Annotated in this window: 19 protein-coding genes and 2 pseudogenes; 11 read left to right on the top strand and 10 right to left on the bottom strand. The window is 69.2% G+C overall.

Annotated features, from left to right (window positions below; translation table 11 throughout):
• Positions 1 to 60: 60 nt before the first annotated feature.
• The 4 genes and pseudogenes from ACQY4O_RS12345 to ACQY4O_RS12330 form a co-directional block, all read left to right on the top strand.
• Positions 61 to 1,134 (top strand): OmpA family protein, encoded by a 1,074-nt coding sequence (locus tag ACQY4O_RS12345; protein ID WP_428376660.1) that lies wholly within the window; start codon positions 61 to 63, stop codon positions 1,132 to 1,134.
• A gap of 157 nt (positions 1,135 to 1,291) precedes the next feature.
• A protein-coding gene (locus ACQY4O_RS12340) for an IS630 family transposase (protein ID WP_428376659.1) occupies positions 1,292 to 2,240 on the top strand; the annotation gives its coding sequence in 2 pieces (ribosomal slippage) (positions 1,292 to 1,635 and positions 1,634 to 2,240; 951 coding nt in all).
• Positions 2,241 to 2,350: 110 nt separating this feature from the next.
• Positions 2,351 to 2,767 carry a transposase gene (locus ACQY4O_RS12335; protein WP_428375103.1) on the top strand — a complete coding sequence of 139 codons (417 nt, stop codon included), beginning with the start codon at positions 2,351 to 2,353 and terminating at the stop codon, positions 2,765 to 2,767.
• Positions 2,701 to 3,120: pseudogene (locus ACQY4O_RS12330) on the top strand (transposase); the annotation flags it as partial. The gene ACQY4O_RS12335 and the pseudogene ACQY4O_RS12330, both read left to right, overlap by 67 nt.
• 172 nt (positions 3,121 to 3,292) lie before the next feature.
• On the opposite strand, the pseudogene ACQY4O_RS12325 reads toward ACQY4O_RS12330, so the two are convergent.
• The 3 genes and pseudogenes from ACQY4O_RS12325 to ACQY4O_RS12315 all read right to left on the bottom strand — a co-directional run.
• Positions 3,293 to 4,561: pseudogene (locus ACQY4O_RS12325) on the bottom strand (D-amino acid dehydrogenase); the annotation flags it as partial.
• Positions 4,543 to 5,718: an alanine racemase gene (alr, locus tag ACQY4O_RS12320; protein ID WP_428376658.1), complete on the bottom strand. Its 1,176-nt coding sequence runs from the start codon at positions 5,716 to 5,718 to the stop codon at positions 4,543 to 4,545. The pseudogene ACQY4O_RS12325 and the gene alr, both read right to left, overlap by 19 nt.
• Complete coding sequence (locus ACQY4O_RS12315; RefSeq protein WP_428376657.1) at positions 5,715 to 6,806, bottom strand: NAD(P)/FAD-dependent oxidoreductase; 1,092 nt, start codon at positions 6,804 to 6,806, stop codon at positions 5,715 to 5,717. Before ACQY4O_RS12315 ends, alr begins: the two co-directional genes overlap by 4 nt.
• A 101-nt stretch (positions 6,807 to 6,907) precedes the next feature.
• Between ACQY4O_RS12315 and tsaE the strand changes: the two genes are divergently transcribed.
• From tsaE to ACQY4O_RS12285, 6 genes are all read left to right on the top strand, one after another.
• A complete protein-coding gene (tsaE, locus tag ACQY4O_RS12310; protein WP_428376656.1) occupies positions 6,908 to 7,381 on the top strand; it encodes a tRNA (adenosine(37)-N6)-threonylcarbamoyltransferase complex ATPase subunit type 1 TsaE in 474 nt (157 codons plus the stop codon).
• Entirely contained in the window at positions 7,378 to 8,160 is a 783-nt protein-coding gene (locus tag ACQY4O_RS12305) for a nucleotidyltransferase family protein (protein WP_428376655.1), read from the top strand. The genes tsaE and ACQY4O_RS12305 overlap by 4 nt, the downstream gene beginning before the upstream one ends.
• 26 nt (positions 8,161 to 8,186) lie before the next feature.
• Entirely contained in the window at positions 8,187 to 11,180 is a 2,994-nt protein-coding gene (gene addB, locus ACQY4O_RS12300; protein ID WP_428376654.1) for a double-strand break repair protein AddB, read from the top strand.
• A complete protein-coding gene (gene addA / locus ACQY4O_RS12295; RefSeq protein ID WP_428376653.1) occupies positions 11,177 to 14,830 on the top strand; it encodes a double-strand break repair helicase AddA in 3,654 nt (1,217 codons plus the stop codon). Before addB ends, addA begins: the two co-directional genes overlap by 4 nt.
• 72 nt (positions 14,831 to 14,902) lie before the next feature.
• The gene (trxA, locus tag ACQY4O_RS12290; RefSeq protein ID WP_428376652.1) at positions 14,903 to 15,229 is read left to right on the top strand and encodes a thioredoxin TrxA; all 327 of its coding nucleotides are present in this window, start codon (positions 14,903 to 14,905) and stop codon (positions 15,227 to 15,229) included.
• Positions 15,230 to 15,448: 219 nt separating this feature from the next.
• Complete coding sequence (locus tag ACQY4O_RS12285; protein ID WP_428376651.1) at positions 15,449 to 15,871, top strand: cation:proton antiporter; 423 nt, start codon at positions 15,449 to 15,451, stop codon at positions 15,869 to 15,871.
• A 12-nt stretch (positions 15,872 to 15,883) separates the two neighbouring features.
• Here the strand turns inward: ACQY4O_RS12285 and ACQY4O_RS12280 are convergent, their stop codons facing one another.
• The 5 genes from ACQY4O_RS12280 to ACQY4O_RS12260 form a co-directional block, all read right to left on the bottom strand.
• On the bottom strand, positions 15,884 to 16,294 hold the full coding sequence (locus ACQY4O_RS12280; RefSeq protein ID WP_428376650.1) for an ExbD/TolR family protein: 411 nt from the start codon (positions 16,292 to 16,294) through the stop codon (positions 15,884 to 15,886).
• 1 nt (position 16,295) lies between these two features.
• Complete coding sequence (locus ACQY4O_RS12275; RefSeq protein WP_428376649.1) at positions 16,296 to 16,952, bottom strand: MotA/TolQ/ExbB proton channel family protein; 657 nt, start codon at positions 16,950 to 16,952, stop codon at positions 16,296 to 16,298.
• A gap of 29 nt (positions 16,953 to 16,981) precedes the next feature.
• A complete protein-coding gene (locus ACQY4O_RS12270; RefSeq protein WP_428376648.1) occupies positions 16,982 to 17,755 on the bottom strand; it encodes a TonB family protein in 774 nt (257 codons plus the stop codon).
• A 13-nt stretch (positions 17,756 to 17,768) separates the two neighbouring features.
• Positions 17,769 to 20,024 (bottom strand): TonB-dependent receptor, encoded by a 2,256-nt coding sequence (locus ACQY4O_RS12265; RefSeq protein ID WP_428376647.1) that lies wholly within the window; start codon positions 20,022 to 20,024, stop codon positions 17,769 to 17,771.
• Between the two features lie 153 nt (positions 20,025 to 20,177).
• Positions 20,178 to 21,131, bottom strand: a complete 954-nt coding sequence (locus ACQY4O_RS12260) for a purple acid phosphatase family protein (RefSeq protein WP_428376646.1) — start codon at positions 21,129 to 21,131, stop codon at positions 20,178 to 20,180.
• A 195-nt stretch (positions 21,132 to 21,326) separates the two neighbouring features.
• Between ACQY4O_RS12260 and ACQY4O_RS12255 the strand changes: the two genes are divergently transcribed.
• A complete protein-coding gene (locus ACQY4O_RS12255; RefSeq protein ID WP_428376645.1) occupies positions 21,327 to 22,211 on the top strand; it encodes an aldo/keto reductase in 885 nt (294 codons plus the stop codon).
• A 103-nt stretch (positions 22,212 to 22,314) separates the two neighbouring features.
• On the opposite strand, the gene hpnK is transcribed toward ACQY4O_RS12255, so the two are convergent.
• Together hpnK and hpnJ are read right to left on the bottom strand one after the other, a co-directional pair.
• Positions 22,315 to 23,163: a hopanoid biosynthesis-associated protein HpnK gene (gene hpnK, locus ACQY4O_RS12250; RefSeq protein ID WP_428378186.1), complete on the bottom strand. Its 849-nt coding sequence runs from the start codon at positions 23,161 to 23,163 to the stop codon at positions 22,315 to 22,317.
• Between the two features lie 34 nt (positions 23,164 to 23,197).
• A complete protein-coding gene (gene hpnJ / locus ACQY4O_RS12245) occupies positions 23,198 to 24,622 on the bottom strand; it encodes a hopanoid biosynthesis associated radical SAM protein HpnJ (protein WP_428376644.1) in 1,425 nt (474 codons plus the stop codon).

The raw sequence follows: 24,622 nt of genomic DNA, 5'->3' as shown, positions 1-24,622 counted from the left end.
GCAGCTACCGGGACTGCACAGGCGCAGAACCCGGCGCCTCCTGCGCCGGCACCAGGGTTCATGGATGGCTTCTCCAGCGGGCACCCCTATATCGGGGTCGCAGGTGGTCCCAGCATCCTGCAAGACATCGCCGTCGATCCTGGCGATGGACCGCTCGGTCCGGGGCCGGCAACAGAGCGCTACAACCTCGGCTTCATTGGCGCCGGTGCGGCCGGATGGGCGTTCTCGAACGGCGTCCAGGTCGATGTCCTGGGCGCCTACGAGTACAACAGCCTGAACAACCTGGTTAAGGTGCCGGTCCCCGGCTACCAGACAGGTCACCAAGAGAGCTACGGTGGGTTTCTCGAGGCGCTCTATGCCTTCAAGTTACCTGAATTCGGAATCCCGATCACCGCATTCAGCCCGTACCTGGGCGTCGGAACCGGAGCGCTCTGGACGCATCAAACTTCGCCGGAATTCTTGTCCAATGGCGATGAGCACCATATCGGTGGGACATCCGGTGCAAACTTCGCCTATGAGGGGATCGCGGGCGTGGCCGTGCCAATTGCCGCGGTTCCCGGCCTCGCCCTCACCGCCGACTATCGGCTCGTCGGCGTCCACAACCCCGGTGACTTGAACAGCGTCTTCTACAACAAGGTCGACAACGCCATCGTAAAGGGCGGCATCGGACTGCAGAAGGATGTGTTCGTCCACGTCATCACGGTTGGACTGGCCTATGCCTTTGGCGTCGCCGCGCCGCCGCCGCCGGAGCCCGCAACGATGCCTCCGGCGCCGGCTCCGATGCCGGCCCGCAGCTACCTGGTCTTCTTCGACTGGGATAGCGCCGCATTGAGCGCGCGCGCTGCTGAGGTCGTGGCCGAAGCCGCACAGAACTCGACGCGAGTGCAGACTACCCGCATTGATGTTGATGGCTACGCTGACACCTCCCACGCAGGCAGCGAGAAGCGCGGCACCGCATATAATCTAAGGCTGTCGATGAAGCGGGCCTTCATGGTCCAGCGGGAACTGGTCAGAGACGGCGTGCCGGGTGGTGCGATCGAGACCCACGGCTTCGGTGACACCAAGCTGCTGGTGGCTACAGGTCCCGATAGCCGCGAACCGCAGAACCGCCGCGTCGAGATCGTTCTGCACTAATCAGGGCCATGACAGCCGCCTCTGCCATCGCAGCATGGCCGCGAGCGAACCGGAAAACATAGGGCTAGAGCGGAAACCGTCCAACTTGAATCGTTAGGGATTCCCGACGCGGCTGCGATGTGATTCACCATGCAGGCTGGGCAGGGGGCCAGCATGCATGGGGAAGCCACTGTCCACCGACCTTCGTTCTCGGCTGGTTGCCGCGGTTTCGGCAGGCATGTCCCGCCGTCGCGCTGCAGAGCGCTTCGGTGTTTCTGCCGCGAGTGCCGTGCGCTGGGTGGCAGCCGTCAACACGACCGGCACTATCGCGGCCAAGCCGCAGGGCGGCGACACACGCTCACGTCGCATCGAGGCCTTCAGCGGCGTGATCCTGGCAGCCGTTGCTGCGCAGAAGGACATCAGCCTGGTCGAGCTGGCCGAGTGGCTGCGGAGCGAGCATGGAGCCTCGTTCGGGGCCAGCACCGTGTGGCGCTGCCTTGATCGCCACGGCATGACCTTCAAAAAAAACAGCACACGCAGCCGAGCAGGATCGGCCCGCCGTCGCAGCCCGGCGCCGGGCCTGGTTCATAGACCAGCCTGACCTCGATCCACGGCGCCTGGTCTTCATCGATGAAACCGGCGCCTCGACTAAGATGGCCAGGCTGCGGGGGCGTGCCCTTCGGGGAAAGCGTTGCCGTGCCGCGGTGCCACAGGGGCACTGGAAGACGACGACCTTTACCGGGGCGCTCCGCGTAGATGGCATGACCGCCCCCATGGTCCTCGACGGGCCAATGAATCGTGTTGCCTTCCAGGCCTACATCGAACAGGTGCTCGTCCCCACGCTCGGCCACGGCGACACGGTCATCATGGACAATCTGCCCGCGCACAAAGGCCAGCAGGTGCGGCGCGCCATCGAAGCCGCAGGTGCGTCGTTGCGCTACCTGCCGCCCTACTCACCCGACTTCAACCCGATCGAGAACGCCTTCTCCAAGCTCAAGGCGTTCTTGCGAAAGGCCGCCGCTCGAACCATCGACGACCTGTGGGACGTGATCCGCGACGCCTTGCTGACCTTCTCGCCACAAGATTGCGCCAATTACTTCACCGCAGCCGGATATGAACCAGACTGATCGGATTCCGCTCTAGGTCATGTGGACGGAATCGGCCAGGGATTCACAAGACGGTCGATCAGTGATTCATAGCGGGTCGGCAGAAGTGGACCTGTTTGATGCTGACGCGGATGAGCGAGGAGGATTGGGAGATCGTTCTGGAGGTCTTCCGGGGCTGTCTTCCGAGGCGGGGCGAGAAGGCTCGTGATGACAGACGCTTTCTCGAGGCGCTGCATTTCTTCACGCTGCAGAACGTCTCGTGGCGGGCGCTGCCAGCCGAATACGGGCTCTGGAACACGGTCTGGAAGCGGTTCTCGCGGCTGAGCAACAGCGGTGTCTTCGAGGCATTCTTTCAGTCGCTGGCCGAACTCAGCCCCAGAGCGCACCTCGTGCAGATGTTCGACAGCACTACGGTTCGCGCTCATGTCTCGGCCGCAGGTGCAAAAGGGGGCAGCAAAATCAGGCGCTTGGCCGGTCGCGCGGCGGCTTCTCGACCAAAATCCACCTCAAGACCGACTTCGATGGGCAGCCACTCGCCTTCCATCTGACCGGCGGCGAGGCCAACGACAGCCCGCAGTTCCCCCTGTTGCTCGGCATCGGTCCCGACATCAAGCCGCGTGCCGTGCTGACTGACAAAGGCTACGACGCCAAGAGCAACCGAAGCGCAGCACGAAAGCTTGGCATCGTCCCACTGATTCCGGTCCGCAAGATCACCGTCCACAGCCCCAGGCACTTCCCGAGGCTGCTCTACAAAACTCGCGCCCGTATCGAGCAGGCAGTCGGCAAGCTCAAGCGCTTCAAGCGAGTAACATTGCGATGCGAGAAAACCCGGCAGAACTACGAGTCAATCGTGGCCTTCGCCTGCGGCCTCATCTTGTCCAAATCCGTCCACATGACCTAGTGCTCACTTGACGTTCGCCGCACAATTTTTTCAAAACAAGACGCCAGCGCAACGTGTCGGTCAGGGCCGCGCCGACGCACGTTGGCGCGAATCGCATCGGCCCGCGCGGCCCGCCAAACCAAACCCTGATGGTAAAACCTGACGACTCTTCCGTCAGGTTGTTGCCACTGGCCTACCCGTAGCGCGCGATCGACAGGTCCTCGTGCTCGATGTTCGGGCGGCGCCCGCTGATCAGGTCGGCGATCAGCCGGCCGGAGCCGCAGGCCATGGTCCAGCCCAGCGTGCCGTGCCCGGTATTCAGCCACAGGTTGGTCCAGCGCCCGGCATGGCCCACGATCGGGGTGCCGTCCGGGGTGTTCGGCCGCAGCCCGGTCCAGAAGGTCGCCCGCGACAGGTCGCCGCCGCCGAACAGCGAGCCGAAGCTCAGCTCCAGCGTCTCGCGCCGCTCCGGGCGCAACCGGGTGTCGTAGCCGGTAAGCTCCGCGGTGCCGCCGACGCGGATGCGGTCGCCGAGCCGGGTCATCGCGACCTTGTAGGTCTCGTCGTTCACGGTCGAGACCGGTGCGCGGTCCGGATCGGTCAGCGGGATGGTGAGCGAGTAGCCCTTCACCGGATAGACCGGGACCCGGATGCCGAGCGGCCGCAGCAGGGCCGGCGTATGGCTGCCGGTCGCCACCAGATAGGCATCCCCGGCCAGAAGCCCGGCGCTGGTCTCCACCGCGCTGATCCGGTCGCCCTCGGTGCGCAGCGCCTTGATGCTGGTATCGTAGCAAAACCGCACGCCCTGCTCGGCGGCCAGCGCCGCCAGCCGCCGGGTGAACAGGTGCGCGTCGCCGCTCTCGTCGCCGGGCAGCCGCAATCCGCCCTTCAGCAGCGGGCGGACCCGGCCCAGGGCGGGTTCGGCGCGCACGATGCCGTCCACGTCGAGCAGCTCGTGGGCCACGCCGCTCCCGGCCAGGATGCGCATGTCCTCGGCGGCGTGGTCGAGCTGCGCCTGGGTGCGGAACAGCTGCACCAGTCCGCGCTGGCGGTCGTCGTAGGTGATGCCGGTCTCGTGGCGCAGGTCGCCCAGGCAGTCGCGGCTGTATTCCGCGATCCGCAGCATCCGGCTCTTGTTGCGGTCATAGGCCTCGGCGGTGCAGTTCCGCAGCAGCTGGATCATCCAGCGGAGCATCGCCGGGTCCAGTCGCGGCCGGATCACCAGCGGGCTGTGGCGGCCGAGCATCCAGCCGAGCGCCTTGCGCGGCAGGCCGGGTGCGGCCCACGGCGTCGAATAGCCGGGCGAGACCTGGCCGGCATTGGCGAAGCTGGTCTCCATGCCGGCCTGCGGCTGGCGGTCGATCAGCTCGACCTCGTGGCCGAGCCTGGCCAGATACCACGCCGAGGTCACGCCGATCACGCCGCCGCCGAGCACGATTACTTTCAAGGCGCGTGCTCCTGCTGCCCGACATAGCGCCGGTGGTGGCGGGCGCCGAGCGCAGTCAGCATCTCGTAGCCGATCGTGCCGGCCGCGGCCGCCGCGTCGTCGAGCGGGCGATGCGGTCCGATCAGGTCGATCAGGGAACCGGGCGGTAGAGCCTGCGCGCCGAGGATGGTGACGTCCAGCGCCAGGCAGTCCATCGAGATGCGGCCGACGATCGGCAGCGGCCGCGGATCATCGGGCCGGGTGGCAACGCCGCCGCCGCCGGCGCGCAGGAAGCCATCCGCGTAGCCGACGGCCAGGGTCGCGATCCGGCTGTGCCGCGTTGCGACGAAGCCGGCGCCATAGCCGACGCTGGCGCCGGGCACGATCCAGCGCGTCTGCACGATCCGCCCCTGCAGGCGCACGACCGCCCGCATCGGGTTCGGACCGGGCCCGGGATTGACGCCGTACAGCGCCGCCCCCGGCCGCACCATGCCGAGATGCCAGGCCGGCCCGAGCATGATGCCGGACGAGGCGGCGAGGCTGGCTGCGACCGGGCCGAGCACGCCGCGCAGCGGCACCTGCTGCGCCAGGAGGCGATCGAGCTGCAGGCGGTTCATCGGGTGCTCCGGGGTGTCGGCGCAGCCGAGATGGCTCATCAGCAGCGTCGGCCGGATGCCGTCGAGCCGGCGTGGCTCGTCCTCGAGCTGCAGCAGGTCGGCCTCGGAAAGGCCGTAGCGCGACATGCCGGTGTCGGTCTGGATCACCGCATCCAGGCGCCGGCCGAGCCGCATCGACAAGGCGTGCCAGTCCGCGATCTGCTCCAGGCTGTTCAGCACCGGCACCAGCCGGTGGCTCTCGAACGCGGCCGCGGTGCCCGGGAACGGCCCGTTCAGGATGTGGATGCTGCTGTCGTCGGCCAGGTGCGGCCGCAGGGCGATGCCCTCGCGCAGCTGCGCCACGAAGAACTCCCGGCAGCCCTCGCGCTGCAGCCGCTGCGCCACGGGGGCGGCGCCGAGGCCATACCCGTCGGCCTTCACGACGGCGGCACAGCGTGCAGGTGCTGCGCGATCGCGCAGCAGCCGGTAGTTGGCCGCCAGCGCCTCGAGGTCGATGGTCAGCAGGCCGGCCGCATACGCGGCCGCCTCTGGGCCATCTTGCGGGTTCTGCCGATCGGTCTGCGGAGTGCGGCTCACGCGGCGGCAGGGCGCGGCGCATGCCCGGCCCCCGCCAGGCTTCCCGGCGCATCCCTGCTTCCCGGCGCACCCTTGCTGGTCGAATATTCGAAATGCAGCGCGGTGTGCGGATGCACGATCGGGTGGATCGCGTGCGCCGCCATCGCGCCCTCGCTGAAGCCCTGCAGGATCAGCTTCAGCTTGCCCGGATAGGTCGCGACGTCGCCGATCGCGAACACGCCGGGCAGCGAGGTCTCGCAGGTGCTCGGCGCGACCTGGATGTGGTGCAGGGCGGATTGCAGCCCCCATTGCGACACCGGGCCGAGGTCGGTGGACAGGCCGAAGAAGGCGAGCAGATGATCGGCCTCGATGCGCCGCCGATCGCCCTCCAGGGTGGCCACCTCGACCGAAGCGAGCGTGCCGCCGTCACCGTGCAGCGCGTGCAGCTGGTATGGCACCACCAGCTCGATCGGACCGCCGGGCCCCGACGCGGCCTCGAGCTGGGCGAGGCGCTCGGGCGCGGCCCTGAACTTCGCGCGCCGATGGATCAGGGTGATGTGAAGCGCGATCTCCCGGAGCTCCAGCGCCCAGTCGATCGCGCTGTCGCCACCGCCGGCGATTACCAGCCGTTTGCCGTGGAAGGCCTCCTTGCGGCGCACGTAATACTGCACGCTGCCGGTCTGCTCGTAGGCCGCCAGCCCCGGCAATGGCGGCCGGTTCGGCCCGAAGGCGCCGGCGCCGGCGGCGATGATCACCGCGCGCGCGTGGATGCTGTCGCCGTGGTCGGTGCCGAGCGAAAAGGCGCCCCGGCTGCCCTGCAGCCGCTCGATGCGTCGGCCGAGCAGGCGCGGCACCGCGAACGGCGCGATCTGCTGCTCGAGCGCCGCGACCAGGGCGCCGGCCTCGATCGCCGGGTGGGCCGGGATGTCGTAGATCGGCTTTTCCGGATACAGCGCCGCGCACTGGCCGCCCGTCTCGTCCAGCGCGTCGATCAGCACGGTGCCGAGCCTGAGCATGCCGCACTCGAAGGCGGCGAACAGTCCGGCCGGTCCGGCGCCGATGATCGCCACGTCTGCCCGCAAGGTTGCCGCCTGCACCGTTTCCGCCATGCCGTTCCCTCGCTCCGAATGCACCGCGACCGATAGACCCGCCTGGCCGCCTGCTGCCGACTACATTGTGGAGCCGGCCGGCGCTACGGCAAGATGCCGCCATGAGCGAGAGCGACTCCGGCACGTGGCAACTGGCGCTCGCGACGCTGGCCGATACGGAGGCGCTTGGGCGCCGCATCGCGGCCAAGCTGCGCCCAAACGACAGCGTGCTGCTCGATGGCCCACTCGGCGCCGGCAAGACGACGCTCGCCCGCGCGCTGATACGCGCTCTTTGCGATGATCCGTGCATGGACGTGCCGAGTCCCAGCTACACGCTGGTTCAGGCGTACGAATCGTCGGCCGGAACGGTGTCGCATTTCGACCTGTGGCGGCTGGACGGTCCGGCCGGCCTGCCGGAACTTGGCTGGGACGAGGCACGCGACGGCATGGTGGTGGTCGAATGGCCCGACCGCCTGCAATCGCTGAGACCGCACGATGCGCTCGTCGTGCATCTCGAGCCGGTACCGGGCGATGAGGGTCGGCGGTCGGCAACGCTCTCCGGCTGGCCCGGACGGTGGGGTCGGGGACCCGGATGAAGGACCTGTTCGGGCCGCGCGCCCGCACCAGCCCGACCGGCGCGGTGCTGCTGGCCGCCGGCTTCGGCCGACGCATGCGGCCGCTGAGCGAGCAGACCCCGAAGCCGCTGCTGATGGTGGCCGGCCAGCCGCTGCTCGACCACGCGCTCGACCGGCTGGATGCCGCCGGCGTCGAGGCGGTGGCAGTGAACGCGCATTTCCGGTCGGACGAGATCGAGCGGCATCTGCTGGCCCGGGCGGCGCGCCGGACCGGCCGGCCGCGCACGACGCTGATGCGCGAGCCGGAACTGCTCGATACCGGCGGCGGCGTGCTCGCCGCCCTGGCCGACGGCCTGGTGGGAAACGCGGCGCCGTTCTTCGTGGTCAACGGCGACAGCTTCTGGCTTGACGGGCCGCGGCCGGCGCTGACCCGTCTGGCCGAGGCGTTCAACCCGGCGCGCTACGACGTCATGCTGCTGGTCAGCCGGATCGCCTGGGCGGTCGGCGAGGTGGGCGCCGGAGACTTCGCGATCGACGCCGACGGGCTGGTGCGTCGGCGCGACGAGAACGAGATCGTGCCGTACGTGTTCGCGGGCGTGCAGATCGTTTCGCCGCGGCTGTTCGCCGGCATCGGCCGTGGCAGATTCAGCATGAACCTGCTCTGGGACCAGGCCATGCGCGCCGGCCGGCTGCGGGCGGTGGTGCATGACGGGCCTTGGTTCCACCTCTCGCGGCCGTCCGACATCGTGGCCACCGAGCGTGCCCTGCGCGATCCGAACTTCGGGCCACCCAACACGTGAGCCACGATCCGGAGCGGCACCCCGTCATGGCGAACGTGGCTTCGATCGCGGGCCACCTGGCCTTCCTCGATGCGCTGGCCGCAGCCTGGCTGAGCCAGGCCGGCGGCGACCCCGAGGCGGTAGGGCGCGGCATGATCCTGTTGCCGACACGGCGCGCGGCACGGGCGCTGACCGAGGCGTTCCTCCGCCTGGCCGCCGGGCGCGTGCTGCTGCTGCCGCGCATCCTGGCGGCCGGCGGCCTCGGCGAGGCGCCGCTGGCGCTGGCCGGCGCCCTGGACCTGCCGCCCGCGGTCGAGCCGATGCAGCGCCTGACGGTACTGGCGCGGATGATCCTGGCGGCCGGCAACCATTTCGGCGTGGCACCCACCGCCGACCAGGCCTGGCTGCTGGCGCGGTCGCTGGCGGAGCTGATGGACGAGGCCGAGCGCGCCGAGACCGACCTGGCCGCCCGGCTGCCGCATCTCGCCGAGAGCCATGCCGAGCACTGGCAGAAGACGCTGGATTTCCTGCGGATCGTCACCGAGGCTTGGCCGCTCTGGCTCGAGGAGCATGGGCTGATGAACCCGGTGGCGCGGCAGAACGCGCTGCTGCGGGTGCAGGCCGACGCCTGGGGGTCCGCGCCGCCTTCTCCCGCCGGCGAGCCGGTTTGGGCTGCCGGCTTCACCGTCGCCAGCCCGGCGCTCTGCAGCCTGCTCGCCGCCATCGCCCGTCTGCCGGCCGGACGGCTGGTGCTGCCCGGCCTCGACCGGTCGATGGACGAGGCCGACTTCGCCAGCCTGCCCGACAGCCATGCCCAGTCCGGCCTGCGACACCTGCTGGCGGCGGTCGGGGTGACCCGGGAGGCGGTGGCGGACTGGACCGGAGCCTCGGCCGTACCGTCCGGACGCCTCCGTGCCCTGCAGGCGGTGCTGCTGCCGGAGCAGGCGCTGGGCGACTGGCTGTCCGCGACCGGGCCCGCCCACCTCGCCGGCGTGAGCCGGCTGGATGCTGCTGACCAGCAGGAGGAGGCTGCCGCGATCGCGCTGGTGCTGCGCGATGCGCTGCAGACGCCCGGGCGCCGCGCGGCGCTGGTCACCCCGGATCGCGGGCTCGCTGCCCGTGTGGTGGTCGAACTGACCCGATTCGGGGTGCTGGTGGACGACAGCGCCGGCGAGCCGCTGCTCGCGACGCCGCCGGCGATCTTCCTGCGCCTGCTCGCCGAGGCCTGCTGCGGCGGGCTGGCGCCGGTGGCGCTGCTGGCCCTGCTCAAGCATCCGCTCGCCGCCGCCGGCCGGCCGGGCGCCGAATGCCGCAGGCTGGCGCGTTTGCTCGAACTGGCCTGCCTGCGCGGGCCGGCCCCGGCGCGCGGCTTCGACGCGCTGCGTGTCGCCCTGCGCCGGGCCGAGGGCGACACGCATACCAGGGTGCCAGAACCCCAGGCGCTGCATGGCTTCCTCGACGACCTGCAGCAGCGCCTCGCGCCGCTGCTGGAGCTGTGCCGGCAGTCCAGGGCGGTGCCGGTGCCCGACCTGCTGGACGCGCTGATGCAGGCGGGCGAGGCGCTGGCGCAGACCGATGCGCTGTCCGGCGCCGAAATCCTGTGGTCACTCGAGGAGGGCAACGTCCTGGCCGGGCAGCTCGCGGCGCTGGCGCAGCATGCCGCACTGCTGCCGCCGCAAGGCCCGCGCGTGCTCGCCGGCTTGCTGGACGCGGCCCTCGCGGGTGTCGCGGTGCGCAGCAGGCGGGCGTTGCGCGGCCGCCAGGCCGGGGCCGAGCATCCGAGGCTGTTCATCTGGGGCCTGCTGGAGGCACGGCTGCAATCGGTCGAGCTGGCGGTGCTGGGTGGCCTGGTGGAAGGCGTCTGGCCGCCCTCGGCCGATCCGGGGCCGTGGATGAGCCGGCCGATGCGCATGCAGGCCGGGCTGCCGTCGCCCGAGGAGCGGATCGGCGAGTCGGCGCATGATTTCCTGTCGGCGTCGTGCTGCGCGCCGGAGCTCGTGCTGTCGCGGCCCGGCCGCCGCGACGGCGCGCCCGCGGTGCCGGCGCGCTGGCTGGTGCGTCTTGACGCCTGGCTGCAAGGGCGGGACCAGGCGCTGGAGCAGCATCCCGCGCTGTCGTGGCTACGCCGCATCGACCAGCCGGAGGGCGCGCCGCGGCCGGTGGCGCCGCCCAGGCCGTGCCCGCCGGTGGCGCTGCGGCCGCGACGCCTCAGCGTCACCGAGATCGAGACCTGGATGCGCGACCCGTATGCGATCCATGCCCGCCACGTGCTGAAGCTGGCAGCACTCCGGCCGCTCGAGGAGGCCGCCGACGCCGCGGACTACGGCACCATCGTGCATGAGGCGCTGTCGGTGTTCCTGCGGGCGTATGGCGCCGCCTGGCCGGCGGATGCGGACCTGCAGCTGCAGCGGGCCTTCCTGCAGGCGCTCGATGCGGCGGCCCTGCGCCCGGCGCTGGCGGCCTGGTGGCGGCCGCGCCTGCTGCGGATTGCCGGCTGGGTGGCGCAGACCGAGGCTGACCGGCGTGCCCGGCAGGCGCCGGTGCGCATCGCCTCCGAGTGCGACGGCCGCGTCGCGCTGCAGGCCCTGCCGGGCGGCGACTTCGAGCTGCGCGGGCGCGCCGACCGCATCGAGGTCAATCCTGATGGCAGCCTGTGCCTGCTCGACTACAAGACCGGCACGCTGCCGACCGGGCCCGCCGTGCTCGAGGGATGGTCGTCGCAGCTGGTGCTGGAGGCGGCGATGGCGCGGCTCGGCGCCTTCGGCCCGGAGCTCTCAGGCGAGACCAGCGAGCTGGCCTACTGGCGGCTGTCCGGCGGCCACGAGCCAGGGCGCGAGATGCGGCCGGTCAAGGCTGCGGCAGACCTGCAGGAGCTGGTCGGCCGCTGCTGGGAGGCTCTGCGCGGCTTGATCAACGAGTATGACAACCCGTCGCAGCCATACCTGTCGCAGCCGCGCCCTGGTTCGGTGCCGCGCTTCACCGACTACGCGCTGCTCGCCCGGGTTGCCGAGTGGAGTGCGGCGCAGGAGGACGGCGAGTGAGCGGCCTCCCGGACGATGATCTCACCCCGGTCGCCGAAGCCAACCGACAGCAGATCCTGGCTTCCGACCCGCAGGTCTCGGTCTTCGTCTCGGCATCCGCCGGCAGCGGCAAGACCAAGCTGCTGATCGACCGGCTGCTGCGGCTGATGCTGCCGCGACCCGCGCGTCCCGAGCGCCTGCAGCGTGACGCCGAACCGGGTGCGGCGGTGGTGCCCGACCCTGTCTTGGTCGTGGGCACCAATCCCGCCCGCATCCAGTGCCTCACCTTCACCAAGGCGGCCGCCGCGGAGATGTCGATCCGCCTGCAGCGACGGCTGGGACGCTGGGTGACGCTGGACGATGCGGCGCTCGACCGCGAACTCGCCGCCCTCGACGTGCCGCCGGAGGCAGCGACGCGGGCGGCGGCGCGGGCGCTGTTCGCCCGCGTGCTCGACCTGCCGGGTGGCATGCGGATCGGCACCATCCACGCCTTCTGCCAGTCGCTGCTGCGTCGGTTCCCGCTCGAGGCGGCGATCAGCCCGCATTTCCGGCTGGCCGAGGATACCGACGCGCGGGTGGCGCTGAACGAGGCGGTGGAGATGGTCCTGGCCGCCCGTGCCGGCCCGGACCCCTCGCTCGGGCTGCTCGCCGGGCAGATCGGCGCCGGCGACTTCGCGTCGCTGGTCGGCAAGCTGCAGGCGGCCTCCCGGGCGCCGGGCGATGGCAGCCTGTCCGATCTTGCCGCCCTGTCTGCGGAGGCGCTGGGCGATGCCCTGTGGCGCGCCACCGGCGTCGCCCAGCGCGACGAGAGCGAGGTGCTCGCGCAAGCGGTCGCGTGGCCCGGCGAGGCGCACCTGCGGGCGATGCTGGAACTGGTGCAGCAGCATGGCGCCAGCGGTGCGCGCGGCAAGGTGCCGGCCTGGCTCGACTGGCTGGCACAGGACGCGCCGGGCCGTGCCGCGGCCTGGGGACAGTGGCGCGGGCTGTTGCTGACCCAGGCCGGCGAGGCGCGCAAGCCGGGCGGCATCTTTGCCGGCAACTTCATGAAGCAGCACCCGCAGATCGCGGACGCTCTCGCCGCCGAGGCGGAGCGCGTTCTGGCGGTCGAGGACGCCGTCCGGGCGCTGCGCATGGCGGAGCTGAGTGCGGCGCTGCTTGCCGTCGCGCTGCCGATCCTGGGCCGGCACGCCGCCGGCAAGGCCGAGAGCGGCATGCTCGACTACGATGACCTGATCGCGCGCACGCTGGCGCTGCTGGACGATCCAGGGGTCGCCTGGGTGCTGTACAAGCTCGATGGCGGCATCGACCACCTGCTGCTCGACGAGGTGCAGGACACCTCGCCGCTGCAATGGCAGATCGCCTGGGCGCTGACCGTGGAGTTCTTCGCGGGTTCCGGCGCCACGCCGTCTGTCGGCCCGGGCGGGGGTGACGAGCGGCCGCTGCCGCGCACGATCTTCGCGGTCGGCGACTTCAAGCAGTCGATCTATTCGTTCCAGGGCGCCGATCCCGGCCAGTTCCATGGTTGGCGCGAACGCTTCCGCGCCCGCGTCACCGACGGCGGCGAGACCTGGCGCGAGCCGTCGCTGACGGTGTCGTTCCGCTCGGTCGAGCCGGTGCTGCGGCTGGTGGATGCGGTGTTCGCCGATCCCGCGGCCGCCCGCGGCGTTGCCGAGCCGGGCCAGGGACCGCAAGGCGGGGGTCCGCTGCTGCGGCACCGCGCATCCCGGGCCCACGAGCCGGGCCGCGTCGAGCTGTGGCCGCTGGCGCCGCGGGAGGCGGCGGATCCGGGTCCCGGACCCTGGGAGGCGCCGGCGCGCAACGCGGGCCAGCGTTCGGCCCCGCAGCGCCTCGCCGAGAGCCTCGCGCGCTGGATCGCCGGCGAGATCGGGCGCCCGGCGATGCCCGGCGCCGCACCGCTCAAGGCTGCCGACGTGCTGGTGCTGGTGCCCCGGCGCAGCGCGTTCGTGCGCTCGCTGATCCGCGCGCTCAAGACGCAGGACGTGCCGGTCGCGACCCTGGTGCGCACCGGGCTGGTGGACCAGGTCGCGGTGCAGGACCTGCTGGCTTTGTGCGATGCGCTGCTGCTGCCGCAGGACGACCTGACCGTCGCCGCGGTGCTGACCGGGCCGCTCGGCGGCCTCACCGACGACGCCATGATGCAGCTCGCGACCACGCGCGCGGGCCTGAGCCTGTGGGACAGCCTGCGCGACCGCCATGCGACGCGGCCGGACTGGTCGCAGGCCTGGACCATGCTGGCCGGCCTGTTCGGGCGGGTGGACTACGCCTCGCCGTATGCGCTGCTGGGTGAGGCCTTGGGACCTGGCGGCGGCCGCGCACGCCTGCTGGCGCGGCTGGGCCCGGAGGCAGCGGAGCCGGTGGACGAACTGCTGGCGGCGGCGCTGCGCTACGAGGCGGCGCATGCGGCGTCCCTGCAGGGATTCCTGCACTGGATCCGTACGTCCGAGGCGACCATCAAGCGAGAGCCCGACAGCGCCGGCGACGCCGTGCGGGTGATGACCGTGCATGGCGCCAAGGGGCTGCAGGCGCGGCTCGTGGTGCTGCCCGACACGCTGTCCAGGCCGCCGAGCGACGAGACGTTGCTGTGGACCCGGGATCCGCTGACCGGCACCGAGCTGCCGTTCTGGGTGCCGCGCGCGGAACTGGCCTGCCTGCCGACGCGGGCGCTGAGCGAGGTGCTGCGCGCGGCCACCGTCGAGGAGCAGAACCGCCTGCTCTACGTGGCGCTCACCCGTGCCAGCGACCGGCTCGTGGTCTGCGGCTGGGCGGGCAAGGCACCGCCGCCGGAGGATTGCTGGTACGAGCAGTGCCGGCGTGGCTTCGAGCGCGCCGGCGCGGTTCCGGCGCCGTTCGAGGCCGGCTGGCCGGGCGAGCGGCTGCTCCTCGAGAGCCTCGCGCCGGCGAGCCTGGCGCCACCGGCCGCCCCGGCGCCGCCGCCGCCAAGCCTGCCGGACTGGCTGGGCCGGGCGCCGGATTGGCGGCCGACGCCGCCGCCGGCCGAACCCCCTGTCCCCAACCCGCTGGCGCCGAGCCGGCCGGACGATGTCGGGTTCGGCCCACGGCCCGCGCTGCGCTCGCCGCTCGCGCGCGAGGGCTCCGGCGTCGCCCCCGGAGCCAGCGCTCGCGACAGCGCGCTGCGGCGCGGGCGGCTGATGCACGTGCTGCTGCAGCATCTACCCGGCCTGCCGCAGGCGGATCGCGCCGCGGCGGCCGCCGCCTACGCGGCGCACCGGTCGCACGGCCTGGATGCGTTGCAGGCGCGCACGCTGGTGCGGCAGGCCCTCGAGGTGATCGCCGAGCCGCGTCTCGCGACGCTGTTCGGTCCCGCCGGTCGTGCCGAACAGCCTCTGGTGGGTCTGGCGGAAGGCGTCGTCGTGGCCGGCCAGGTCGACCGGCTCTGCGTCGAGCCCGACCGGGTCACCGTCTGCGACTTCAAGACCGGGCAAGCGCCACCCGCGGCACCCGAACAGGTGCCGCTGCTCTACCTGCGGCAGATGGCGGCCTACCGGGCTCTGCTGCGCGCGCTGTATCCAGGGCGGACCATCTATTGCCTGCTGGTCTGGACCGAGGGGCCGGCGGTGATGCAGCTGCCCGACACGGCGCTCGACCGGTATGGGCCGGGGGTGAGACGCGGCGCGGGTGCGGCGGCTTGATCGACTTGTGCAACCGGCCCATCTGCCTGAAAACAACGCTGCCGGCGACCGGCGAAACAGGAGTGCATCCCGATGAGCGAGAACACAGTCGCCGTGACCGACGACAGCTTCGAGACCGACGTGCTGAAGGCCGAGGGCGCCGTGCTGGTCGATTTCTGGGCGGAGTGGTGCGGACCCTGCAAGATGATCGCACCCGCCCTGGAGGAGATCGGCGCCGAGTTCAAGGGCCGGGTGACCGTGGCCAAGGTCAATATCGACGAGAACCCGATGACGCCGAACGCCTACGCGGTGCGCGGCATCCCGACGCTCATCCTGTTCAAGGACGGCAAGCCGGCCGCCACCAAGGTCGGCGCGCTGCCGAAGAGCCAGCTCAAGGACTGGGTGCGCGAAAGCCTCTAACCGGGAGCCTGCCCGATAATGCTACTACGCTGGCGATCCGACGCGGCCTTCTGCGCTTCCGGTGCTCACAGCCAAACAGGCTGCTCCGCTCCGGTTCTCGAAGGCCACGCCGGGCGCGCCGCGAGGCGGCGCTTTCGCTCAGCGTAGCGCATTCTCGGACAGGCTCTCAGGGCAAGAGCCATTAGGATTTTCGGACAACCGCCGTCGCACGCGTCCGAGATGTTGCTGGTTTCGGTGCTGCTGCAGCTGATCGTGATGATCGGGGCGGCGCGCTTCTGCAATCGCATCGCGCGCCGCCTCGGCCAGCCCGGCGTGATTGGCGAGATCGTCGCCGGCCTGCTGCTCGGTCCGTCGTTGTTCGGGTGGCTCTGCCCGCACCTCTCGGCCGCCCCGTTCGCGCCCTTCGCCGCCGCGCCGATCACCATGATCAGCCAGGTCGGGCTCATCCTGCCGATGTTCCAGATCGGCAGCGGCTCAGAGTTTTCGCGACTCGATGTCGGCCGCGACCTCGGCGTGCTGCCGCCCAAGATGTTCACCATGCTGGTGCTGATGGCCGTCGTGACCACGCTGATGACCGGCCCGCTGCTGCGTCTGCTGCTGCCGCGGATCGGCCACTCCGCCCCGCGGCTGGCCGAGGCCTGATAACGCGTCCGGCTATTGCGCGCTGCTCGCCTGCCGGGCCGCGACACCGACGTCCGACACGCCTGCCGCGCGCGCGGCGTCCATGACCGCGAAGAAATGCTGGAACGCGGTGCTCCGGTCGGCCGCGATGGTGAGCTCGGTCTTGGCCGGATCACCGTCCGCCTTCAGCAGCGCGGTGAGCTGCGCGGCATTCACCACGTCGTGCTTCACCTGCATCGTGCCATTGGCCAGCACGTTGACCAGGACCTTCGGCGGCTCGAGCTTGTCGGTGCGCGTGGACGTCGCCAGCTGCAACGACGCGCCGGTGTCGGGGATCATCTGCAGCGTCACGATGATGAAGAACACGAGCAGGAAGAGCATGACGTCGATCATCGGGATGATTTCGACGCGTGCCTTCCTGGTCTCGAAATAGCGCATCTTCATGTCACGCGGCCTCCTGGCGCGCATCCAGGCCCGGCGCCGCGCGGATCTCGTGCGACCGGTTGACCAGCACCGTGCGCAGGCTGTCGAGCTGATGGATGATCACCCGCACCTGGTTGGACAACGCATTGTAGGCCGACAGGCCGATCATCGCGATGAAGATGCCGCAGGCCGTCGCGACCAGCGCATCGGCGACGCCCGCAGTGACGTCGGTCGCCGCGTGTCCGGGCAGTGCCAGCACCGAGAAGGCATGGAACATCCCGACGATGGTGCCGAACAGGCCGAGCAGCGGCGCGAGGGTGACGGCGGTGTCGAGGACCCAGAGCCGGCGATCCAGCGCCGGCGCGAGCAGCATGATCGTCTCATCCAGATGCTGGCCGAGCGCCTCTCCACGCGCGCTTCCGAGATGTGTCAGCGTGGCCTGTAGCAGTGCCGCCTCGGGCAGCTCCGCGGCGCCCGCGGCAAGGGCGCGAAGCGCGTGCGCGTCGAGCGTCGTCAATTGCCTCGCACGGTCGACGACCCGGTTGCCGCCGATCACGGTGCGGCGCAGATACCAGAACCGGTCGAGCATGACGGCCAGGGTCAACAGCATCAGCGCCGCCAGGACATAGAGGACGCCATCGGAATAGTTCGCGAGATGGACGAAATAGACGAGGGTCAAGGTGTCACTCCAGGATGTTTCGATGGGCGCTAGTCGGATTCCATGTCGCTGTCGGCGGCCCTGAACACTACCAGGACTTCCAGCGCCAGCCGGTGGCCCGCGAAATCCCTCGGCGTCGCCGGATAAGTTGCGTCGCGCACTGTCTGCCTGGCCGCCTGGTCCAGGACGGGAAAGCCGGTGGAGGTCTCGATGACGATGTCGCCGATGCGGCCGTCGAGATAGCTGAAGCGGACCCGCGCCACGCCATTCTCGTGCGCTGCCTGCGCGCCGGCCGGATAGATCAGCGACGCCTGCACCGCCGCGCGCAACGCGGCCTCGAAGCTCGCGCTCATGGCCGCGGAAGGTGCGGCGGCGGCCGGTGGCGGCGCCGGGGCGGGCGCCCGCGGCACGGGCGGCACGGGGGTAGGCTGGTGGCGCGGAATGCTCGTAGCCGTGGGCGGACTCGAGCGTTGCATGTGACGGGCGAGGTGCGGTGCTGCGAGGTCCGGCACCGGAGTGGGCGGCAGTGGTGCAGCCTCCGGCACCGGCACCGGCACGGGCAATGGCGGGGCTGCCGGGACGGGGGGCGCCGGCATCGGCGGGAGGGGAGGCACCGGCACCGGTGGCGGCTCGGCCAACTCGTGCATGGCAATCCGCATGCGCCCCGGAGCGCGCGGAGGCGCAGGGGCACGATTGGCCGCCACGAGCATCGCCCCGATCCCGGCGCCCTCGATCAGCAGCGCAACGAGAATGGCCGCGGCGAAGTGTGCTGTCCCGGATCGCGGCTGATCGGAGCCGATGGGCAACGCCGTCACGGTCGTCATGTGTCTCGCTGCATCAGAGCGCCAGCGGCACCGAGACGCTGACGAAGGTCGAGATGCCGGGCAGCGTGAAATATAGCGGCTGGCCACCCAGCGTCGTCCCGGGACTCCAGAAGATGCGGGTCTGGTCGGTGACGTTGTCGATGTTCAGCTTCACCGCGAGCTTGGGGACATGCGGGATCATCTTCTGGAACGTGTAGCCCAGGGTGATGTTCACCAGATTATAGGGATCGTACCAGGCGCCCGGCTCGCGCGGATTGGCACCGGTCGGCGTGCCGTTGCTGTCGAACTCGCCACCGGTCACCTGATCGATCAGCGACGCATAGATGTCGTGCTTGTCGTAGATGATGCCGAAATTCGCCGTGAATTGCGGCACCTCCGGCACGTAGGCGTGCGTCCCGCGATAGTATGCGTCGTTCAGGCCCGCATTGCTGAACAGGCTGATGCCGTTATCGAAACTGTAGGTGATCTCCGCTTCCAGGCCTTTGAAGAACACGCCACCTTGGTTGTAGAAGACCTTGTTGGCGCCCTTGCCCTCGCTGGTCACATAGTTCTGCCAGTCGATAAGATAGGCATCCCCGCCAAGCGACACATGCCGGTTCTGGAAGACGAAGCCGGTCTGGTAGTTCCAGGTCTCCTGCGGCTGCAGGCCATCTGTCGCGGCATTGTTGGTGTAGTAATAGTTCAGGTTCGGGGCAAGGAAGCCTTTCGCAACCTGGCCATAGATCGAGAGATCATGGGTCAGTTTGTAGCGTGCCTCGCCGGACGGCAGTAGCGCAGTGTAGTTGTGCGCGTATTTGAGCGCATCTTCCGTCCCCTGATTGATCGGGGCGTCGATCTGGCGACGGAAGAACGCATATTTCAGGCCGCCCGTCAGGAGCAGGTCCGGGATCGGATGGATGTCGAGCTGGCCGAAGGGCTGGAAGGTGTCGAGCGTGTTGTGCTGCAGGCGATCCTGCACGACGCCTCCATTGGCATCGTGCGGATCGGTATTGGGCGCATTGCCGTCGGAGATGTCGACCTCGCTGAGAGCGCGCGTGTTGATCTGGTGATCGTACCAGGCCCCGGTCTTGATATCGCTGCGCATGCCGAAGATCCGGAAATCCTTCTCCATGCGCTGGATCGTTCCATAGGACCGGTAGCTGTTGTCGAAATTCTCGCCCGGAACGTCCCCCGCACGCAGCACGCCGTTGACCACAGCTTCGTTCGGCACCTCGCCGTTGGCGATGATCTGCGAGGTTGTCAACGCGCCTGGAATTCCCTGGCCGTTCGGATCGTCGCCGTTCAGATCATGGTGGTAGTACCCATACGTATAGACCTTGCCGTCATAGAGAAACCCCGCACCCAGCGCGGATGTCAGATCGAGATACTCCATGTCGGTCGTGATATGGTCGTCGTTGTATCGATTGTAGTTCTGCAGCTGCGGATTGTTGGTGTACGCAAAATCCGAGCCGTATAGATGGATCTCCTCGGCCGTAGCCCCGATGGGCGGGTTCTGATAGACGCGATTGAACATCGCCACCCCCGTCAGGGTGGTCGATGCGCTCAGCGGCGCCACCAGCTTGGCGAACAGGTTGGTGCGCTCCTGCGTCGCATAGGACAGCGCGCCGTCGCTCGAGAGATGCTCCGCGTCGAGGATGAGCGACGCGCCGTTGAGCCAACTGATCGCGCCGCTGTCGAATTCGCCGCCGCCGAGGCTGGTATTGAAGCTGCCGTATTCGCCATAGGGCTCGAAGGTCGGCTGGCTGAGCGGGTCCTTGGTTCGCACCGAGACGGTGCCGCCGAAGGTCGCGTCACCCACGGTCTCCGCGGTTCCCGGCCCGCGATCGACGATGACCTGGCCCAGGTCATGCGCCATGAAGAACGACGTCGTGTGATGGGTGAAGTCGTTCGAATCACCGATCGGAATGCCGTCGAACGTGACGTTGAACTGACCGTCCTGCAGGCCACGGATCGACAGTCCGGTGGTCTCCATCAGGCCCGGACCGTTCGGGTCGATGCCCGACACCGATGGGGTCAGCTTCAGCGCGTCCTCGTAGCTCTGCGAACCGGTGAGCTGCTTTTGAATGGTGTTCTGGTTGACCACCGATGTCGGCTGCAGCGAGTTCAGCGGCGGCCGTGACGGCGCCTCGTAGGAGGCGCTGCCCTGGGTCGTGGCATCGTCCGCGCCACCGGCGGCGCCCTGGGTCAGCACCGATCCCAGATCGAGATTTTGCGGAACATTCGGGCTCGCCGGCGCCTGCTGCGCACGCGCGCCAGCCGGCAATAGCATTGCGCCCGTCAGCGCGGACAGCAGGGCCCATGCAGCGGCGGATCCTCGCAAGCAGACATGAAGCTCGCAGCGAAGCTTGGGCATAAGCCGGAATTCCTCGTGGCCGGTAGTGCGGGTGTCTGGCGTCGGGCGGCCTGGCGCCGGACGCCCGCCTCAGGCGATGCGCGGTATGCTTGCCGCGTAGATGGTCTTCCCGTCGTCGCCGACAAAGGCGAAGTCGAGGGCCGAATGGTCGATGTCGGTCGTCATGAAGCCGTGCTTGAGGAACATCGCACCCGGACCCTGCCCGCCCTGGGCGCCCTCGATCCTCGATCCCGCTCCGTTGGTGATGTACTCGATGCCGTCGACCGACACATGCTGCAGGTTATGGACATGGCCGTTGATATAGACGCGCACGCCATGTCGCCTGAACATCGGCTCGAGTGCCGCGATCAGTTCGGGTTCGTTGCGGCTGCCGCCATGGGCCGTATAGAGCGGGTGGTGGCCGATCACGATCTTCCAGGACGCGCTCGATGCCGCGAGCGCTCGCTCCAGCCATGCGAGCTGCGCGTGCGGGTCCTGCCCGTCGATCCGGACCTTGGTGCCACGATAGCGGCCGATGAACGGGTTCGTGTCGATAGAGAAGAAGTCGCACCGCGTACCGTCCGCGAGGCGTCTGCCGGTCTGGTAGTATCGCGCCGGCAGATGCCATCGCGCATCGAGCGCCGTGTAGGCGATCTGCGCTTCGACACTGCCCCGGTAATCATGGTTGCCCAGGATCACGTGCCACGGTGTCGAGAGGGAGGGGTGCGTGTAGATCGACGTGAACGACCGCTTCCACTGCGGGTCCGTCGTCGATCTCACCCCGTCATCATAGAAGTTGTCACCGACCGACACGGTGTACTGGCTGCCGAACGAGGCTGCGCTGCGACCCATCTGCGCGCCCACGCGCGCCTGGTCGTCCGCGCCGTCGCGCCCCCAGTCGCCGATCGAGACGAAACGCAGCGACGGCGACCGTGCCAGGGCGGGAACGGTGCCGCGCAGGAGACCTGCGAACGCACCGCCCGCCGCGATGCCGAGCAGGCCGCGACGCGTGCCGGCGACTCCGGACTTTGTCTGTATTCGCATGGTCGTTCGTTTCTTGCGACTGAACGCGGCGCTTCTAGCATGAAGAGTGCGGTGCACCAGGGCAGAAGCATTACTGTTTGGTGACATGTTCCGTTGAAATGCGCATCATTGGCGGAACCGGATACGGCCAGGACGGTTTTTCGTATTCCAGGACACCGGCGTTCACCGGCGTTTACTCCTGTAAGGATCAATGACATGGCAGACTTGGATGCAAGCGTTTCGGGCTCCTTCAGCATCGGCGGCGATCTGCCGGTGCATCGGCTCGGCTTCGGTGCGATGCGCATCACCGGCAGCGGCATCTGGGGCGAGCCCGCCGATCGGCCCGAGGCGCTCCGCACCCTGCGCCGGTTGCCCGAACTCGGCGTGACCTTCATCGATACCGCCGACAGCTACGGCCCGGACGTCTCAGAGTGGCTGATCGCCGAGGCGCTGCATCCGTATCCGGCCGGCCTGGTGATCGCCACCAAGGGTGGCCTCACCCGGCTTGGACCCAATGTCTGGCTTCCCGTCGGCCGGCCGGAATATCTGCGCCAGCAGGCGTTGAAGAGCCTGCGCAACCTGCGTGTCGAGCGCATCGACCTGTGGCAGCTGCACCGCATCGACAGCAAGGTGCCACGCGACGAGCAGTTCGCCGCCATCAAGGCGCTGCTCGATGACGGCGTCATCCGCCACGCCGGACTGAGCGAGGTCGGCGTCGAGGACATCAAGGCGGCCAGCAAGGTGTTCCCGGTGGTGACCGTGCAGAACCGCTACAACCTGGTCGACCGCACCAGCGAGGCGGTGCTCGATTACTGCACGGACAACAATATCGGCTTCATTCCGTGGTATCCGCTTGCCGCGGGCGACCTCGCCAAGCCCGGCTCGGTGCTGGACGAGATCGCCCAGGCGCATGGTGCCGCACCTAGCCAGGTGGCGCTGGCCTGGGTGCTCAGGCGCAGCCCGGTCATGCTGCCGATCCCCGGCACCTCCAAGGTGGCGCATCTCGAGGAGAACGTGGCGGGCGTCGGCATCACGCTGTCGGACGACGAGTTCAAGCGCCTCGACACAGCGGGAAAGACGACATTCGCTAGAGCAGCATGACGTTGGTTGGAATCGCTTCGCGATGCCAACCAATTCATAAAGCTGCTCTATTTCACTCTCAAGCGGAGCATGATGAATGCATCATGCTCCAGGGCGTCCTGACTCAGGCGGTGCCGCCGCTCCAGCCGGTCTGCTCGACGTCGGCGCGTTCCAGTGCTGCCGGCAGGTCGGGGGAGCAGAGTGTGGCCAGTTCCGCTTCGTGCGCGTAGCCCGGCATCAACCGCTTCAGCAGGTCACCGCGCTCGGACGCCGGATGGAAATAGATCTCGCTCAGGCCGGGGGGCAGGCGCGGGATCAGCGAGGTGACGCGCTCGCGTGTCATGTGCCCGCTCCAGGCGATCCCGAAGCACTGGTCATTGGTGCGCAGGCCGGCGCGCCGGGCCTGGATGCGCAGCAGCCGCGTCCACTTGCGCAGCAGCTTGGCGCCCGCGGTGTCCCGGGTGGCATCCGCCAGACGGATCGGGCCCGCCGGCTCGTAGGGAATGCGGATCGCCGGCAGCCCGTGGCGACGTCCCTCGGTGATCAGCAGCGCCCCCACCGTGGGATGCAGGTGCATGTGCTTGTGCGCGTTGGCGTGATCCAGCCGCAGGCCGGTGGCGGTGTAGGCCCGGAACTGCGCGGCGACCTCGAGGGCCAGCTGGCGTCGTGCCGGCGGCTGGAAGAAGTAGCGGACCCCGAGGCCCAGCTGGTGCTGTCCAAAGCTGCGATTCGCCCGCACCAGCAGCGGGATCCGGTCCGGCGGCAGGACGGCGCTGCCTTCGATCACCACCAGGTGCAGGCCGACGCGCAGGCCGGGCATGCGCCGCGCGCGCGCGACCGCGTCGGCGACGGCGTGCCCGGTCACCATCAGGCTCGCCGTGCTGAGCACGCCCTCGCGATGCGCGCGCTCGATGCCCTCGTTGACCTCCTCGCTGAGCCCGAAATCATCCGCGGAAAAGATCACGCGCCGCAATGTCATCGCCCTGCTGCCCCGGGCTGCACCGACCTTAGGCGGCGTGACGCTCCTTGAGGAACTGGAAGAACTCCACGCCCTCGCGCAGGCGGCGGCGCATCATCTGCGGGCTGCGCACCATCTCGCCGACGATCGAGGCGATCTTCGGCGCCCGGAAATAGAACTTCCGGTAGAAGGTCTCGACGCTGTCGAAGATCTCGGTGTGCGAGAGGTGCGGATAGGTCAGCGGCGCGATCTGGATGCCGTGCTCGTCGATCAGCTCGGCGTTCTTCTCGTCGAGCCAGCCATTCTCGGTCGCCTGCTTGTGCAGAAAGGTGCCGGGATAGGGTGCGGCCAGGCTGACCTGCAGCGTGTGCGGGTTGATCTCGGTGGCGAACCGGATCGTCTCCTGGATGGTCTCGCGGGTCTCGCCGGGAAGGCCGAGGATGAAGGTGCCGTGGATCTTGATGCCGAGCTCGTGGCAGTTCCTGGTGAACTCGCGGGCGACGTCGATCCGCATGCCCTTCTTGATGTTGTACAGGATCTGCTGGTTGCCGCTCTCGTAGCCGACCAGCAGCAGGCGCAGGCCGTTCTCGCGGAGCACCTGCAGCGTCTTGCGCGGCACGTTGGCCTTGGCGTTGCACGACCAGGTGACGCCCATCTTGCCGAGCTCGCGCGCGATCGCCTCGGCGCGCGGCAGGTCGTCGGTGAAGGTGTCGTCGTCGAAGAAGAATTCGCGGACCTGCGGGAACAGGCGCTTCGCCTGCCGGATTTCTTCCGCGACATGCTCGGGACTGCGGGTGCGGTAGCGATGGCCGCCGACGGTCTGCGGCCACAGGCAGAAGGTGCAGTGCGACTTGCAGCCGCGACCGGTATAGATCGAGATGTACGGGTGCATCAGGTACCCGATGAAATAGTCCTCGATGTGCAGGTCGCGGTGGTACACGTCGGTGACGAACGGCAGCGTGTCCATGTTCTCGATCATGGCGCGCTCGCGGTTGTGCACGATGCCGCCATTGGCGGCGCGATACGAGATGCCGTCGATATCCTTGAAGTCGCGGCCTTCGGCGACTTCCTTGAGCGTGAAGTCGAACTCGTTGCGCGCGACGAAATCGATCGGCGCCCCCTTCAGCAGGCTCTCCTCCGGCTGCACCGCGACCTTCGCGCCGACCATGCCGATCTTGAGCGACGGCTTGGCGTCCTTCAGCGCCTGCGCGACCTTCACGTCGGAGGCAAAGGAAGGCGTCGAGGTGTGCAGGACGACCAGGTCGCGCGTCTGCGCGTCCGCCAGCACCGGCTGCATGCCCATGCGGGCCGGCGGCGCGTCGATCAGGCGGCTGCCGGGGATCAGCGCCGCCGGCTGCGCCAGCCAGGTCGGATACCAGAACGACTTGATCTCGCGCTTGGCCTGGTAGCGCGAACCCGCGCCACCATCGAAGCCGTCGAACGAGGGTGGCTGCAGGAACAGGGTGTTCATCAT

Origin of the sequence: Lichenicoccus sp. (assembly GCF_965277665.1) — a bacterium.
Classification (GTDB): Bacteria; Pseudomonadota; Alphaproteobacteria; order Acetobacterales; family Acetobacteraceae; genus Lichenicoccus.
This window is presented reverse-complemented; position numbering and strand designations above follow the sequence as displayed.

What these genes read in the sequence shown, in the direction of transcription:
- ACQY4O_RS12345 (WP_428376660.1), top strand. Translation starts at nt 61, where the DNA reads ATGGATGGCTTCTCCAGCGGGCACCCCTATATCGGGGTCGCAGGTGGT.
- ACQY4O_RS12335 (WP_428375103.1), top strand. Translation starts at nt 2,351, where the DNA reads ATGAGCGAGGAGGATTGGGAGATCGTTCTGGAGGTCTTCCGGGGCTGT.
- ACQY4O_RS12315 (WP_428376657.1), bottom strand. Translation starts at nt 6,806, where the DNA reads ATGGCGGAAACGGTGCAGGCGGCAACCTTGCGGGCAGACGTGGCGATC.
- tsaE (WP_428376656.1), top strand. Translation starts at nt 6,908, where the DNA reads ATGAGCGAGAGCGACTCCGGCACGTGGCAACTGGCGCTCGCGACGCTG.
- ACQY4O_RS12305 (WP_428376655.1), top strand. Translation starts at nt 7,378, where the DNA reads ATGAAGGACCTGTTCGGGCCGCGCGCCCGCACCAGCCCGACCGGCGCG.
- addB (WP_428376654.1), top strand. Translation starts at nt 8,187, where the DNA reads ATGGCGAACGTGGCTTCGATCGCGGGCCACCTGGCCTTCCTCGATGCG.
- trxA (WP_428376652.1), top strand. Translation starts at nt 14,903, where the DNA reads ATGAGCGAGAACACAGTCGCCGTGACCGACGACAGCTTCGAGACCGAC.
- ACQY4O_RS12285 (WP_428376651.1), top strand. Translation starts at nt 15,449, where the DNA reads ATGTTGCTGGTTTCGGTGCTGCTGCAGCTGATCGTGATGATCGGGGCG.
- ACQY4O_RS12280 (WP_428376650.1), bottom strand. Translation starts at nt 16,294, where the DNA reads ATGAAGATGCGCTATTTCGAGACCAGGAAGGCACGCGTCGAAATCATC.
- ACQY4O_RS12270 (WP_428376648.1), bottom strand. Translation starts at nt 17,755, where the DNA reads ATGACGACCGTGACGGCGTTGCCCATCGGCTCCGATCAGCCGCGATCC.
- ACQY4O_RS12265 (WP_428376647.1), bottom strand. Translation starts at nt 20,024, where the DNA reads ATGCTATTGCCGGCTGGCGCGCGTGCGCAGCAGGCGCCGGCGAGCCCG.
- ACQY4O_RS12260 (WP_428376646.1), bottom strand. Translation starts at nt 21,131, where the DNA reads ATGCGAATACAGACAAAGTCCGGAGTCGCCGGCACGCGTCGCGGCCTG.
- ACQY4O_RS12255 (WP_428376645.1), top strand. Translation starts at nt 21,327, where the DNA reads ATGGCAGACTTGGATGCAAGCGTTTCGGGCTCCTTCAGCATCGGCGGC.
- hpnJ (WP_428376644.1), bottom strand. Translation starts at nt 24,622, where the DNA reads ATGATGAACACCCTGTTCCTGCAGCCACCCTCGTTCGACGGCTTCGAT.